The 13,782-nt window shown below is 55.1% G+C and carries 13 protein-coding genes; 5 read left to right on the top strand and 8 right to left on the bottom strand.

Annotated elements, in window-relative coordinates; genetic code table 11:
* Nucleotides 1-394 precede the first annotated feature (394 nt).
* Entirely contained in the window at nt 395-1,843 is a 1,449-nt protein-coding gene (locus M2298_RS15945) for an aminotransferase-like domain-containing protein (RefSeq protein WP_280648721.1), read from the bottom strand.
* A 153-nt stretch (nt 1,844-1,996) separates the two neighbouring features.
* Here M2298_RS15945 and M2298_RS15940 point away from each other — a divergent pair, with 153 nt between their 5' ends.
* Together M2298_RS15940 and M2298_RS15935 are read left to right on the top strand one after the other, a co-directional pair.
* Entirely contained in the window at nt 1,997-2,905 is a 909-nt protein-coding gene (locus tag M2298_RS15940) for a DMT family transporter (RefSeq protein WP_122963887.1), read from the top strand.
* A gap of 86 nt (nt 2,906-2,991) precedes the next feature.
* Entirely contained in the window at nt 2,992-3,408 is a 417-nt protein-coding gene (locus M2298_RS15935; RefSeq protein ID WP_280648720.1) for an S-layer homology domain-containing protein, read from the top strand.
* Between the two features lie 151 nt (nt 3,409-3,559).
* Here M2298_RS15935 and M2298_RS15930 read toward each other — a convergent pair whose 3' ends face one another.
* The 4 genes from M2298_RS15930 to M2298_RS15915 form a co-directional block, all read right to left on the bottom strand.
* Complete coding sequence (locus M2298_RS15930; RefSeq protein ID WP_229049727.1) at nt 3,560-4,660, bottom strand: glycoside hydrolase family 15 protein; 1,101 nt, start codon at nt 4,658-4,660, stop codon at nt 3,560-3,562.
* Nucleotides 4,661-4,848: 188 nt separating this feature from the next.
* A complete protein-coding gene (locus tag M2298_RS15925; RefSeq protein WP_122963885.1) occupies nt 4,849-5,667 on the bottom strand; it encodes an inositol monophosphatase family protein in 819 nt (272 codons plus the stop codon).
* A gap of 175 nt (nt 5,668-5,842) precedes the next feature.
* The gene (locus M2298_RS15920) at nt 5,843-6,055 is read right to left on the bottom strand and encodes a CstA-like transporter-associated (seleno)protein (RefSeq protein WP_280648719.1); all 213 of its coding nucleotides are present in this window, start codon (nt 6,053-6,055) and stop codon (nt 5,843-5,845) included.
* Nucleotides 6,052-8,142: a carbon starvation CstA family protein gene (locus M2298_RS15915; RefSeq protein WP_122963884.1), complete on the bottom strand. Its 2,091-nt coding sequence runs from the start codon at nt 8,140-8,142 to the stop codon at nt 6,052-6,054. The genes M2298_RS15920 and M2298_RS15915 overlap by 4 nt, the downstream gene beginning before the upstream one ends.
* Nucleotides 8,143-8,373: 231 nt before the next feature.
* On the opposite strand from M2298_RS15915, the gene M2298_RS15910 reads away from it, so the two are divergent.
* From M2298_RS15910 to M2298_RS15900, 3 genes are all read left to right on the top strand, one after another.
* Nucleotides 8,374-8,781: a hypothetical protein gene (locus tag M2298_RS15910; RefSeq protein ID WP_280648718.1), complete on the top strand. Its 408-nt coding sequence runs from the start codon at nt 8,374-8,376 to the stop codon at nt 8,779-8,781.
* On the top strand, nt 8,771-8,893 hold the full coding sequence (locus tag M2298_RS15905; protein WP_255679119.1) for a hypothetical protein: 123 nt from the start codon (nt 8,771-8,773) through the stop codon (nt 8,891-8,893). The genes M2298_RS15910 and M2298_RS15905 overlap by 11 nt, the downstream gene beginning before the upstream one ends.
* Nucleotides 8,894-9,046: 153 nt before the next feature.
* The gene (locus tag M2298_RS15900) at nt 9,047-9,532 is read left to right on the top strand and encodes an LPXTG cell wall anchor domain-containing protein (RefSeq protein ID WP_122963882.1); all 486 of its coding nucleotides are present in this window, start codon (nt 9,047-9,049) and stop codon (nt 9,530-9,532) included.
* Nucleotides 9,533-9,805: 273 nt separating this feature from the next.
* Here the strand turns inward: M2298_RS15900 and M2298_RS15895 are convergent, their stop codons facing one another.
* The 3 genes from M2298_RS15895 to hppD all read right to left on the bottom strand — a co-directional run bounded on the left by M2298_RS15895 (nt 9,806) and on the right by hppD (nt 13,596).
* Nucleotides 9,806-10,600, bottom strand: coding sequence for a LytR/AlgR family response regulator transcription factor (locus M2298_RS15895; protein ID WP_173596827.1), 795 nt, complete (start codon nt 10,598-10,600; stop codon nt 9,806-9,808).
* Nucleotides 10,575-12,302 (bottom strand): sensor histidine kinase, encoded by a 1,728-nt coding sequence (locus M2298_RS15890; protein WP_122963880.1) that lies wholly within the window; start codon nt 12,300-12,302, stop codon nt 10,575-10,577. Before M2298_RS15890 ends, M2298_RS15895 begins: the two co-directional genes overlap by 26 nt.
* A 202-nt stretch (nt 12,303-12,504) precedes the next feature.
* Nucleotides 12,505-13,596 (bottom strand): 4-hydroxyphenylpyruvate dioxygenase, encoded by a 1,092-nt coding sequence (gene hppD, locus M2298_RS15885; RefSeq protein WP_122963879.1) that lies wholly within the window; start codon nt 13,594-13,596, stop codon nt 12,505-12,507.
* Nucleotides 13,597-13,782: the final 186 nt, after the last annotated feature.

Below are 13,782 nucleotides of genomic sequence, written 5' to 3'. Positions count from 1 at the left end.
CGAGCTGTTACTGCCTGACCGCAAAGCTGCTGGCGAGGCATGGGAACGTGGGCAGGCTTGCGAATTAATTGCCAGCGTTACAAGCAATGGAGCCGCTTTTCCCTGATCGAAAAGCTGTTGGGGAGGTTTAGTGACGTGGGCAGGTTAGCAGATTAATGACACCGTTACAAGCAATGGAACCTTTTCTCCCTGAACAAAAAGCTGCTGGCGCGACATTATAGCCACTGGCAGGCGAGCAAACCAGCGCCGCTGTTACAAGCAATGAAGCCGCTTCTCCTTGACCACAAACCTGCCAACGAGACACAGCCCGTTGTCACCAAGCCAAGCGAGCGAACCCGTTTCCGCCGTTACCGGAACAGGAGCTACTCTACTCCCCCGCCCCGCTCGCCCTCCTTTATTTCTGCAAAAGCGCAGCGACAATCTTGCCGAGACGCTCGATCCCGGTGTGCAGCTCTGCCACCGAAGCGTAGGCATAGGACAGGCGCACGTACCCTCCTTGCGTCTCGCCGTATATATAGCCCGGATTAATCAGCACCCCTTGGCGCTGCGCCGCGGTAAACAGCTCCGTCATGGACAGCTTGCCATTGATTTTCAGCCAGATAAAAAAGCCGCCCGCGGGCACTTCCCAGCTTGCCAGCCCGTTCATGTGCATGTTCAGCGCGTGGACGGCTGCCTCCTGGCGCATGAGCAGCTGCCAGCGAACCTCGTTCATCTGCTGCTCGTACATGCCGCTTGCCAGCCACTCCGCTGCCACCCGCTGCGACAGCGAGCTTGCCCCGTAATCTGTCTGCATTTTCAGATCGGCGAGCCTGGCAATGACAGGCTCCGGGCCAACTACCCAGCCAATGCGCAAACCAGGCGTCAGCGACTTGGACAGGCTGCCGAGGTACAGGACGTGTCCGTGGCGATCTCTGGCCTTGAGCGGCGGTGGTGGCGGTTCTGTCGTCCACAGCTCGCGGTATATATCATCCTCGATGACTGGCAACCGTTCTTGCTCGCACACCCGCAGCAACTCGCGGCGGCGGCGTTCTGTCATCAGGATGCCTGTCGGGTTGTGAAAGCACGGATTCGTGTAGAGAATCGCCCCGCTCCCTTGCCTGTTCCCCGGTGCAAGCTCGTCCGGGACAAGCCCTTCCTGATCCATCCGCAGACCGGACAGCTTCATGCCCGCCGATTGAAACACGTGCAAAGAGTTCAAATAGGAAGGCTGCTCCAGATAGACCGTCGAGCCGCGATGCAACAGCCCGACAGATATCAACTGGAGCGCCTGCAAAGCTCCCGAGACGATCAAAATGGACGAGGCGGACGCCTGGATGCCCAACCTTTTCACGTATTCGCTCACCGCTTCGCGCAGCGGCAAATACCCTCTCGGCTCCTCGTAGCCAAAGCGTGACAGCCGCTGCGTCACCCGCTCCATCACCTGCTTCATCCCTTCCAGCGGGAAAATCTCCGGCGACAGCTCCCCTTTGCTGAGTTGAATCAGTTCGCTGTTAAATTCATCCTCGTTGATCTGATGCACAGCGGTCTGGCTCGGCTTGTGCAAGCCCGCCTTGACGTACTGGTCCCAATCCGGCGGAGGCGTCGTGGCGAGCAGTGTCCACGTATTGTTGACGACCACCGTTCCCATCCCCAGCCTGCCCTCGATCAAGCCGTCCGCAGCAAGCTCCTCCAGCGCCGTGATGACCGTGCTGCGATTGACCCCAAAAGTAGCTGCCAGGACGCGCTGGCTGGGAATTTTGCTGCCGATGGGCCATTCCCCTGACGAGATTTTGCTTTTGATGTAAGCGATAATCTGCTTGTATTTTGGCGTTGCCTTGGCGCCGTTTGGCCCTTCGCTGCTCACTTGTCCCGCTCCCCTCGCCTTTTTCTTTTTGAGCAAAAGTGGTTGGTTTTTTTGTTGCCCGAGTGGTTGCAGCTATTTTACCACTTCTTGATTACCATGGAAAAAGCAACTCAACTGGTTGGGTTCATTTTATAGCGAGGGGATGTTGTACACGTGTCGGCTTATTCCAATTCCAAAGGACGAGTGTTGGCCGCTCACGGCGTCAGCCTGGTGCTGTGGGCATCTGCTTTTGCAGGCATTCGCGTCGGATTGCAAGGGTATTCGCCGGAGCATCTGTCGTTGCTGCGGTTTTTGATCGGTTCTGCGTTTTTGCTGGTGCTTGCTCCTTTCCTTCGCCTGCCGCTTCCCGCGAAAAAAGACATTCCCGCTCTCTTTCTGCTCGGAGGGCTTGGCTTTTCCGTTTACCATACGGCACTCAATATCGGCGAGTTGACGGTCAGCGCCGGAGTTGCCAGCCTGTTTGTGACGACTACCCCGATTTTTTCTGCCCTGTTTGCCTTTCTGTTCTTCCGGGAACGCTGTGGGGTGCGAGGCTGGATTGGGGCGCTGATCGCTTTCACGGGAGTCGTTGTTTGTTCGCTAGGAACCGACAGCTCCTTGTCTTTTAATAACGGAATATTCTTGATTTTGTTGGCAGCAGTGAGTGAGAGCATCTACTTTGCCTTTCAGCGAAACTATGTAGAAAAATACGGCGTCTTCGCGTTTACCGCCTATACGCTCTGGGCAGGCACGCTGTTCATGCTCGTTTTTTTGCCGGGGCTTGGGAGCGCTATTTTGTCCGCCCCGTGGGCTGTCACGCAAAGTGTCCTGTACTTGGGCATCTTTCCGAGCGTCGTCGCCTATTTGGCTCTGGCTTACGTCACTTCGGCTGTCGGCACGAAGGAAGCGACCAGCTCCCTTTACTTGACGCCTGCCCTGTCCTTTTTGATCGCCTGGGGCTGGTTGGGCGAGGTTCCTTCCTGGCTGTCCATCGCGGGCGGTGTTGTGACACTTGCAGGCGTGCTGCTTGCCGTGAACAAAAAGCTTCCTCAACAGCAAATAAAAGCGGATGCTCCATTGTAACTTTCTACCAGTCAAGTGCGTATAAATGAACGGGCTTGTCGCCTTTTCCACTAACGCTTGCAAACAGCAAAGGAAGTGACTGAAAAATGAAACCTTATTTGCTGGCAATCATGGCTGTCTTGTTTGCCACGCTGTCCGTTTTGCCTGCCAGGGCGGCAACTTTCACCGACGTGCCTGAACAACACTGGGCCAAAGATACGATTGCACGCGCCGTCGAGCAAGGCATTGTACAAGGCTATCCGGGAAATCGCTTTGCCCCGGAGGAGCACGTTACCGTCGCCGCTTTTTTCACCATGCTGGCCCGGACTTATCACATCCAGATTCCGCCAAGCAAAAAGCAAGCCCTCCACTGGGCCGATCCCATTTATGACGCTTTGGCGCCTTACCACTACCCTTACTCAACTTTGCAGCAACAATACTTGTCCCGCTTCGAGCGCAACCAGTATTTGTACCGGGATCGACCGATTACCCGATACGAGGTAGCCGAAATATCAGCGAGATGAAGCAAGGCCCGGAGGACAAGGTGCTTTCTCACAGCAAGGTGCGCTTTGTCATCACATACAGACAACACAACTCGCTGTCGATTGCCTGGCAAAAAGAATAAAGCAAGCCTCCGCAAACAAAACGCGGCCTCCCGCCCAGGAGTGCCGCGTTTTACGTTCCAGACTCAAGCAGGCCAAGCTCAACAGCAAGAACGAGAAACATCGCGTGCGACCACAACAAGGGAACCGCAGGCTGACCAGCCCTCTCTATCCATGCCGCATACTGCTCAGGCGCCAGCAAATGCTCCTGCACCTGTTCAGGCAGTCCCTCCGCTGCTTGCTTGGCGACAATCCAGTCCAAAATCTCTTGTGCCCTGTCCGTTTTGCCTGCACGCACATAGTACCAGCCAAGCCAGGCAGACAAAAGCGGCCACTGTCCTCCTCCGTAGTACGTATCCGCCGCATACCGATGCACGCCGCAGCCGAACAGCAACTCTTGCTCGATCGCCTCTACCGTTTTCACCATGAGCGGGTCTGTCACCTCGACCAGGCCGTACGGCAATGCCAACCACAAAAGACTGGCGTCTACCGCGTGATTGCCGACAGATTTGAGGAATTTTCCGTTTGCCGTCCCATGCTCAAGCACGTACTGACGAATCCGGTCCGCCAAAAGCGCAAGCTCGGATGCGCGCTCGGGCAGATGCCGCTCCATCGCTTTGACTCCGGCAAAAACGGCTGCGAGCGTGACAGGGTGAATCCGTTCGCCCCATTCCTCCCAGCAGTCGAAATTGGGCAGTGGCCAGCAGGCAGCCAAGTAGTCCAAAGTCAGCTCAATCGCCGGGGCGAGCCTGTCGATGATCGCTTGCTCCCCGCTCATCCGGACATGCTCGGACACCCCCCACAGCCATGTCCCATAGCCATCGAGTTGAAAGCTGCCCCACTCGCCCGCCACTTCTTTGCCATCCACGGTGTAGCGCGTGTGCAAAAACAGCTCGTTGCCTGCTTTGCCATCCCACTTGCCTGACTGTACGGCCAAAATGGCTGCTCTGGCCTTTTGTTCATGCCTGACGATGACATCTCCGCACCATTCATAAAAGCGGGAAGCGCTGTCATGTTGCCCTGCGCGATTCATCGCATACGCCGTGAACGTCCCGTCGCGCAGCCAGGCGTATTGATAGTGGAGAAAGCCAGGTGACGCGAGATACGCTCCACTCGCCGCCTGGTGCTGCAAGATCAACCGTACACTGTCAGCCATCAAGGTTTTGGCAGCCACACTCTTTCCCCCTTTTATGAGACAAGCCTTCTCCATGGAAAGCCTGACGATTTGTGTTCTCTTGTGCTCTGCTCGCTTTTTTGTAGCATATGCATCAAGCCCCGCGAAAGGCACCTTTTGCGGCGCTCGCCTAGACAAAACCCACTGGCAGCCTGTGTCCAGTGGGTTTTGTCCGATGTGTTGCTCCCCTAATCGGTTTGCGTATTTTCTGCCACATGCAGGTATTGCTGCAATTCTTCGTAAAAAGTCGGGTTGCAGGCCATTACGCTGCTTTTTTCGTTGTAAGGAAGCGGCGTGCCCGTCATTGTCGTGACCCGGCCTCCTGCCTCTTCCACCAGGATTCGCCCCGCGCCAAAATCCCAGGCATTGAGCGAAAGGCTCACATAGCCGTCCAGCCTGCCTGCCGCCACGTAAGCCATCTCCAGGGCCGCGCTGCCGAGCAGGCGCATCCCGCGCACTTTTCCCGCGAGCTTTTTGACGATCAAGTCAATGCCCATCTGTTCGGCGCGCTTGTTCCAGAACACGCTCGTGCACAAAAGCGCCTCTTCCAGACTGACGATGCGGTCCAAATGAAGCGGACGGTCGTTCAAGTACGCCCCTTCGCCCTTCACCGCGTAAAACAGCTCGTCGCGGGAAGGATCGTAAACCACTCCAACCAGGCCCTCTCCCTTATGATAAACGGCAATGGAAACGGAAAAATTGATTTGCTGGTGCACGTAATTGGTCGTTCCATCAATGGGATCGATGACCCAAAGTGTCTCGAACTGTGCGGGGTCTTGCGCAAAAGTGCTCTCTTCCCCCAAAATCCCGTGATCGGGAAAGCGTTTCAAAATCATGCTGATGACATGCTTCTCCACTTCTTTATCTACTGCTGTGACAAGATCGGAGGCAGACGTCTTATATTCGACGGTAAAAGGCTCTTTCATTCGCTTCAGACTCAGCTCACCCGCTGAACGGGCGCATTGCAGAGCCAGCTCTTTTAGCGCCGCCAGAGTTGATGCTTGCACGCATATCGCCACCTAAAACTTGACTTTCTTTTTAGTGTACCATACTTTACCTGTTGATACACCACACGCAAAATCTGCGGTCACACTTGAATTTGCGTCTTGTTCACCGCGTACAAAAGGTGCCCACCCGCCATCTGCTGATGACAGGGGCACCTTTTGTTACAGACGTTGCAAACTAGCAGCAGCGCGTTACCCCGCCTTTTTCAAAGCGCTCTTGCAGGGCGTACATGTAGTATTCTCGCTCGGTCATCGGGAAAATGCCCGGCGCGCCGTGCGTCTCGTACCAATGCTTGAGGTAGCGGTCGTAGTCCGGCATGCCGAAAATCGTTTTGATCGCAGAGCTGACCCGCCGCAATGCCTTGCGCATCTCCCTCCACCTTCGCCTCATGCGACATGATGTCCTTTGCCGTCAATCACAACGCCTTTGGACTCGATGTACGGCGACTCGTGCAGCGGATACTTCTTGCCGCGCAGGATGTTGATCCACACCCGCGCTCCATCGAGAATAATCCCCGCGGTGATGACCATGAAAATCGCGCACACCGCTGCGTCGATATGGTCGTTCATGATCATTTTTTGCGCGGCCTCGATCGTCTTTACCCCGTTTGGCAGCGTTCCGGAATCCAACGCCTTCTGGAAAGCGTCTGCGTGAGCGAGAAAGCCGATTTTCGGATCGGCATGGAACAGCTTTTGCCAGCCTGCGGTCAAGGTAGCAGTCGTCAACCACGCCATAGGCACAAGCGTGACCCACGAATAAGCGGCCTTGCCCATTTTGAAAATCAGCGTCGTGCCGACTGTAAAGGCGATCGCGGCGAGCATCTGGTTGGCGATACCGAACAGCGGCCACAGCGTGTAGATGCCACCGAGCGGGTCCATGACGCCCTGGAGCAGGAAGTAGCCCCAGCCGAATGTAATGATCGCCGAGCCGATCAGGTTCCCCGGCAGCCAGTTGACTTGCTTCATTTTCGGGATCACGTTGCCGAGCATATCCTGAACCATGAAGCGGCCCACCCGGGTTCCCGCGTCAATCGTCGTCAAAATGAACACCGCTTCAAACAAAATCGCGAAGTGGTACCAAAACGCCATCAGTGCTTTTCCGCCCAAAATGCCGGAGAAGATCGTCGCCATGCCGATAGCCAGAGACGGTGCTCCGCCTGTCCGGGACAAAATGGTTTTTTCCTGAATGTCGTTGGCAAGCGTCGTCAAATGGTCGGGCGACACGGTAAAGCCCCAGCCTGTAATCGTCTGCGCGGCAGCCGCAGCATCGACGCCGATAACGGCAGCAGGCGAGTTGATGGCGAAGTAAACGCCGGGAGTCAAGACGCAAGCGGCAATCATCGCCATGATCGCCACGCCGGATTCCATCAGCATGCCGCCGTAGCCAATCAGCGGAGCATGAGATTCTTTGGCGATCATCTTCGGTGTCGTACCGGATGAGACCAAGGCGTGGAACCCGGACACCGCCCCGCACGCAATCGTAATGAACAAGAACGGGAACAGATTGCCTGCAAAAACCGGACCCGTTCCATCGATAAACTTGGTGAGAGCTGGCATGTGCAGCGGCGGCAGCGTCAACACGATGCCTACCGCGAGCACAGCGATGGTGCCGACCTTCAAAAACGAGCTGAGGTAATCACGCGGCGCCAACAGCAGCCAGACTGGCAAGACGGAAGCGATAAAGCCGTAAATGATGATCATCCAGGCGAGCTGGACTTTGCTGAACGTAAAAGCTGGCCCCCACGTTGGCGATGCAGCGACAAGCTGGCCCAGCCAGAGGGAGAAAAACAGCAGCGCCAAACCGATGAGCGAGCCTTCCATGACTCGTCCGGGGCGAATGTAGCGCATGTACAGGCCCATCAAAATCGCGATAGGCAATGTCATGAAAATCGTGAAAGTAGCCCACGGAGATTCCGCGAGAGCGTTTACAACAACCATCGCCAAAACGGCAATCAAAATGACCATAATTGCAATAATTCCTACCAAGGCGAGGACGCCGCCGACCGGACCGATCTCCTCCTTGGCAATCTGCCCCAACGTTTTCCCGTTGCGACGCATGGAACCGAATAAAATGACAAAGTCTTGTACTGCCCCGCCGATGACGACCCCGACAATGATCCAGATCGTCCCTGGCAAATACCCCATCTGTGCCGCCAAAGTCGGACCTACCAGCGGTCCCGCTCCGGCAATCGCGGCGAAGTGGTGCCCAAACAAGATCCACTTGTTCGTCGGCACAAAATCTTTGCCGTCGTTGTTCACCTCGGCAGGTGTCGCCCGCTTGTCGTCCAGCCCCATGATTTTTCGCGCAATAAATCGGCTGTAAAAGCGATAAGCAACCGCGTACGTACAAAATGCAGCGGTCAGCAACCAGAAGGAATTGACTGATTCTCCACGGCTGAGCGCGATAATCCCGAAGCCAACCGCACCCAAAGCGGCAATCCCGCCCCAAATCAGGAGAGAGAGAAGCCATTTTTTCATTCGAGTCGCCCCTTTCCATTTATCCAAAATTCAGGCAATTCACCTTGGTACAAGGTATCACGAAGGGGTTTCCTCACAGAACAAAAAATGGCTGAACCGTACAAAACCATGCACGAGATGCAACATATCCGTTTGAGCGAAAACGCATACATTTTCTTTCCCATACCGAAACCTTTTCCCGCCTCGTTCGTAAACGTAAGGAATTGGATGATGCAAAAACGGAGGTACCCCATGCTGGCGCATTCTTCCGCTCTGGTCCGCACATGGCTGGCAGCTCTTTTGCTTGCCTGTGTGTGCCTGTTGCCCACGGCCTCGCTGACAACGGAATGGACATCCGCAGATGACTCTGCTACATATACCCCCGCCCATCAGGGGATTTTTCATTGGGCTGGCTACCGTCCGCCTGCACCGATCGCTTCCTGCGACCTCAGACTCTCTCGGGCGATCCTGGTTGAACCGCCAGCGATGGTTCTGTTTTTGCTAGTTTTCCTGCTCGAACTGTTGCTGTTCCTCGTGCAAAAAAGACTGCACTGGCTCAAGCTGATGCCGCTCAAATTCGGGTCGCGTTTTTTGGACAACGCTCTTTTTCGGACCATGCAACTATCCGGAAAAGGAGCGTCGTCTAACTATGAAATATAGCAAAAAAGAAATGGAAATGATTCAGGGCACGGTCAAGAGCATCAAGATTTTTGCCGTCAGCCTGATCTTTGTCGTGATCGGTCTGTTTGCGTTGAAGTATTATATCGGATAAATCGATTCAGAACTGGCAGCCTCTCTCGCAATCTCCGGCGAAAGAGGCTGCTGCAGTCTGAGACACCCTCCGTCGCAAGGCCGATCCACGCTCCCGCCAATCGTGTTACACTTAGACATAATTGCCATTCCCACCCAAAAGGAGAACACGTTCATGCGACAAATCGGAGGCTATTTGCTGATTGGAATCGGCGCCATTTTTGTACTGACGACCTACCTCGGCATCCCCCTGGCCATTGACAAGCTGTGGCCTGCCTTTCTGCTCATCCCTGCTATCGGCTTTCATCTGTTTTTCTTCATGGACCCTAAGCCTCATCGTGCCGGGCTGCTCGTTCCCGGCGGCATTTTGCTCGTCTATGCCCCGCTGTTCTTTTTCAGCGCGGTGTTTGCGGACGGAGACATGAGCCATACGTGGCCTTTCTTCTTGCTTGGACCAGCGCTGGGACTGTTCGAGCTGTACGTGTTTGGCGGCCGCAGGGCAGCGCTGCTCATTCCCATCGCCATCCTGACGATTGTTGCGATCGTGTTTTTGATGGCCAACTTCCTGTCGACGCAAATCGGAGGAACTATCGGACTTTTGCTGATTCTCGTCGGCGGCTTCCTGCTGACGAAAAAGAAGCAGGATCAACAACCGTTCTAAACAAGCATTTCCGCTTGCCAAAAAGCCCCTTCTGCCCGACACGTTTTTCCGTGCGGGAGAGGGGGCTTTTTTTGCAAGCTCCGGCTGTCACTTCGCCCGAACGACAGTCCAGGCGCCAGCCGACTTGAGCAGTATACGGACGATTGTCGCCAGTTCCTCGCGTCTTGCGATGGAGTGCTTTGTGGCACGTACCTGACGACAGGTAGATAGCGGCACCATCTTGCGCTCACCCGATTGTATGGCGCATGATCGCTACGCCCTCTGCTCGCCGCGTCAAAACCCCAACCGCTTCTTCAACTCCTTCACGACATTGCGGCTGACGGGCACCTCTGTTTTGCGGCTGTCCTGCATGACCAGATGAATCGAGCCTTTGAACCACGGAACCAGTTCCGCCGTCTTGGCCAAATTGACGATGAACGCCCGATGCGTCCGAAAAAACTGCTGGCGCGACAGCCTGCTCTCCAATTCTTGCAAAGTAAAGCTGGTGGCGTATTGCTCGCAATGGGTGTAAATGCTCGCATACCTGCCTTCCAGTGTGGCAAAGACGATCTCGTTCGGATCGATCAGCATGATTTTCCCGTTCTTCTCGACGGGAACACGGCGGGGCTGCTGATCAGCCAACACGGTTTGCAGCAGGCTTTGCAATTGCTCCTCGGAAAAGCGGACCGCCTCGGCAGGCGCTTCCATAGGCGCTTCCATCGTCCGCAGCATTTTCCGGACGCGGTTCACCGTCTTTTCCAATCTCGCCTCGCTGAACGGCTTGACGATGTAATCGACCGCTTCTGTTTCAAACGCGCGAACGGCATGAATCTCGTACGCACTGGCAAAAATGATCACGGGCGGCCTCACCATCGACTCCAACAGCTCCTGTCCTACGTCGACGCCATCGCGATCCTGCAAGTGAATGTCCAAAAAGACGGCATCCGGTTCCAGCTGCATGACTGACTCGATCGCTTCCTCGCCGCTGGCAGCCTCGCCAATCACCGACACCTCAAAAAATTGCTCCAGCAAATAGCGCAACTCTTCTCGCGCAGGTGCCTCGTCATCCACGATGAACACTTTTAGCACTACTACTCACTCCTATTGGCAATTGTATCGTACACGTCGTCCCGCTCCCTGCACTGCTCTGGATGACGATTCCGTATGGCTCGCCGTATATGGAGGCAAGCCGGCTTTTCACATTCGCCAAACCGATTCCCGACAGACGCCGCCGCTCCCTGTTTGGCGTCTTCGCCTGTAAAAACGGGTCGGTATCCATCCCTACTCCGTCATCCGCCACCGTCAGTTCGAGCGTATCCGGCTGAATTTTTCGCGCCCGGATTTGAACGGTCCCGCCCTCGCGCTTGGGCAGCAGCCCGTGCTTGACCGCATTTTCCACCAGCGGCTGCAAAATCAGTCCGGGAACTGTATAGCGTTCCACCCCGTCCTCGATGTCGTATTCGACGTGCAGCTTTTCGCCAAAGCGCGCCCGTTCAATCGCCAAGTACGCTTCAATATGCTCCAGCTCCCCCGCAAGGCTGACATAGCCGCTGGAATCGTGCAGGTTGCGGCGAAAATACTCGCCGAGATGGATCAGCAGCTCGCGAGCCTGCTCGGGCCGGAATCGGATGAACGAGACAATCGTGTTGAGCGCATTGAACAAAAAGTGCGGGTTGATTTGCGCGTGCAGCGCTTTGATTTCGGCGTCTGCCAGCAGCCGCGACTGCTTTTCCAGCTCGGCCAGCTCCAGCTGGGTAGAAATCAGGTTCCCCAGTCCGCGCACCAGCTCCAAATCGACTGCCGACAGCATGCGCGAGCGATCCTGGTACAGCTTGAGCACGCCCGCAACCTCCTGTCTGCGCATCAACGGGACGATAATCGCATAGCGCAGCGAACAGTTCGACTCCTTGCAACCGATCTCTTCTTTTGTCCGGGCGATCATCAGCATTTTTCTTTCCAGCACTTCCTTGGTCGCCTTCGTCGTAATGCCTTCTCCCACCACATGATGCGACGAGCCTGCCCCTACATGGGCAAGCACGCAGCGTGTATCGGTGATCGCGACAGCGGCCACTCTCGTCGTGCGCAAAATTTCCTCTGCTACTTTTCGCGCGGATTCGTAGGTCAAACCTTCCCGCAAATAGGAAAGCGTCTTGTCCGCTACCCGCATCGTTCTTTGCGCTTGAAGCGCCCCGATCCGGTCTTCTTCTTTTTTCGCCAGGTCAATAATGATGATCAAAATGGCGATGCCGAACGAGTTGACCACAGACATCGGAACACTGATCGACTGCACGAGGGCAAGCGCATCCCCGTATGGCTTGGCGACGAGCAAAATGATGCCCATCTGCATCCACTCCGCCAAAAACCCGACGACGAGCGCCGTTGTCCAGCCGATCTCCTGATTGCGGTTGCGCCGAAACTGATAAATCCATCCGGCCATTACGCCTTCGCTGATCGTCGAAATCGTGCAGGCCAAATCCGTAAAGCCTCCCAGCGAGTAGCGGTGAATGCCGGCAACCAGCCCTGTCATCAGCCCTACCCCTGGCCCTGCCAGCAGTCCGGCTACCACCGTGCCGATCACGCGGGAATTGGCGATCGCGTCCTGATACCAGATCCCGTTGTACGTCCCGAGAATCGAGATCGCGGAAAAAATCACGACCATCACGGCTTTTTCCCGCCAGGTCGCCTGCTGGTTCAAAATGCTGCGGAAAGCCCGCACGCGCGTAAACAACAAAGCGACTACGATCAGAACTGCTGTACGCTCCGCCAGTGGAATCATCAAAAATACATCCATCTGCTCACCCTCTTCGCTCGCGTCAGGACGGGGCCACCTCCGGCTCGTCCGCCTTTGCTCCATTATCTACAGCGGGCAAAGATGCGGTCAAGACAATTGTCAGAGTAGGCTGATTAAGCAGAATAAAAGAACGAGACACAAACAAAGCCATCCATCGTGCTTTTGTGCACAACAGATGGCTTTTCTTGGGCGATGGAACGTATTACAGGTTGCCCCTGCGCTCTTGCTCGCGCTCCAATGCCTCGAACAGCGCCTTGAAGTTGCCGTTGCCGAAGCCGCGCGCTCCTTTGCGCTGAATCACTTCGATAAACAAAGTCGGGCGGTCGACGATTGGCTTGCTGAACAGTTGCAGCAGGTAGCCTTCATCGTCTCTGTCCACCAGGACGCCCAGTTTTTTCAGCGCCTCGATATCTTCGTCGATCTCGCCTACACGCTCTTTCAAATCCTCGTAGTACGTGTCTGGCACGGTGAGGAAGTCTACGCCATTATCGCGCAGCTTGGAGACGGTTTCGATGATATCGTTGGTCAACACGGCAATGTGCTGTACGCCTGGTCCTTGGTAGAACTCAAGAAATTCCTGGATTTGCGATTTGCGGCGTCCTTCTGCCGGCTCGTTAATCGGGAACTTGATTCGTCCCGTACCGCTTTGCATCACTTTGGACATCAAAGCCGAATACTCGGTGGAAATGTCGTCCTCGCTGAAATTTTGCACAGCGGTGAATCCCATGACCCGCTGATAGTAGCCAACCCACTCGTCCATCACTTCCACGTTTCCGACGATGTGGTCGATTCCGATCAGCCCGGTGCTTTCTCCTGTGACCGGAGCCTGATAAGCGACATAACCAGGCAGGAATGGACCGTTGTAATTTTTCCGTTCAATAAAAGAGTGCACGTTTTCGCCGTAAGTTCCGATTACCGCTTTTTTCACCGTACCAAATTCATCGGTGTACTCGGTTGGCTCCATGATCGGGATCGCACCGCGCGAGACGGCTTCGCGGTAGGCTTGCTCACAGTCGTCCACCCGGAGGGCAACGTCTTTGACGCCGTCTCCATGCTTTTTCGCAAAATCGGCGATGGGGCTGTCAGGCGTCAGAGCGCCACTGATGACAAAAGTCATGTGCTTTTGCTTGAGTACATAGGAAACTTTTTCGCGCGAGCCTGTTTCCAGCCCGGCGTACGCTACTGCTTCAAAGCCGAACGCTTTTATAAAATAATGCATGGCCTGCTTAGCGTTCCCTACATAAAATTCCAAATAGTCCCAGTCCTGAATCGGGAAAAAATCGGTATTGCTCATTGCCTACCCCTCCGCTTTCCTTCTTTTTCAATAATTATTACTTTTTGGTTTATTGGGATTATTTTGTCGTTATATTGAGATTACATTGGAAGCGCTTCCTCGTGCAAGAACACGGAACAACGCGAAAACGCTCAAACGCTTTCACCAATTAAAGTACGCAATTGAGCGCCCGCTTGGTACAATAAA

Origin of the sequence: Brevibacillus sp. 1238 (assembly GCF_029892995.1) — a bacterium.
GTDB classification, from domain to species: domain Bacteria; phylum Bacillota; class Bacilli; order Brevibacillales; family Brevibacillaceae; genus Brevibacillus; species Brevibacillus parabrevis.
The sequence above is the reverse complement of the archived record's forward strand: the minus strand, read 5'-3'. Positions and strand labels throughout refer to the sequence as shown.

What these genes read in the sequence shown, in the direction of transcription:
- M2298_RS15890 (WP_122963880.1), bottom strand. Translation starts at nt 12,302, where the DNA reads ATGGATGTATTTTTGATGATTCCACTGGCGGAGCGTACAGCAGTTCTG.
- hppD (WP_122963879.1), bottom strand. Translation starts at nt 13,596, where the DNA reads ATGAGCAATACCGATTTTTTCCCGATTCAGGACTGGGACTATTTGGAA.
- M2298_RS15915 (WP_122963884.1), bottom strand. Translation starts at nt 8,142, where the DNA reads ATGAAAAAATGGCTTCTCTCTCTCCTGATTTGGGGCGGGATTGCCGCT.
- M2298_RS15910 (WP_280648718.1), top strand. Translation starts at nt 8,374, where the DNA reads ATGCTGGCGCATTCTTCCGCTCTGGTCCGCACATGGCTGGCAGCTCTT.
- M2298_RS15905 (WP_255679119.1), top strand. Translation starts at nt 8,771, where the DNA reads ATGAAATATAGCAAAAAAGAAATGGAAATGATTCAGGGCACGGTCAAG.
- M2298_RS15900 (WP_122963882.1), top strand. Translation starts at nt 9,047, where the DNA reads ATGCGACAAATCGGAGGCTATTTGCTGATTGGAATCGGCGCCATTTTT.
- M2298_RS15935 (WP_280648720.1), top strand. Translation starts at nt 2,992, where the DNA reads ATGAAACCTTATTTGCTGGCAATCATGGCTGTCTTGTTTGCCACGCTG.
- M2298_RS15920 (WP_280648719.1), bottom strand. Translation starts at nt 6,055, where the DNA reads ATGAGGCGAAGGTGGAGGGAGATGCGCAAGGCATTGCGGCGGGTCAGC.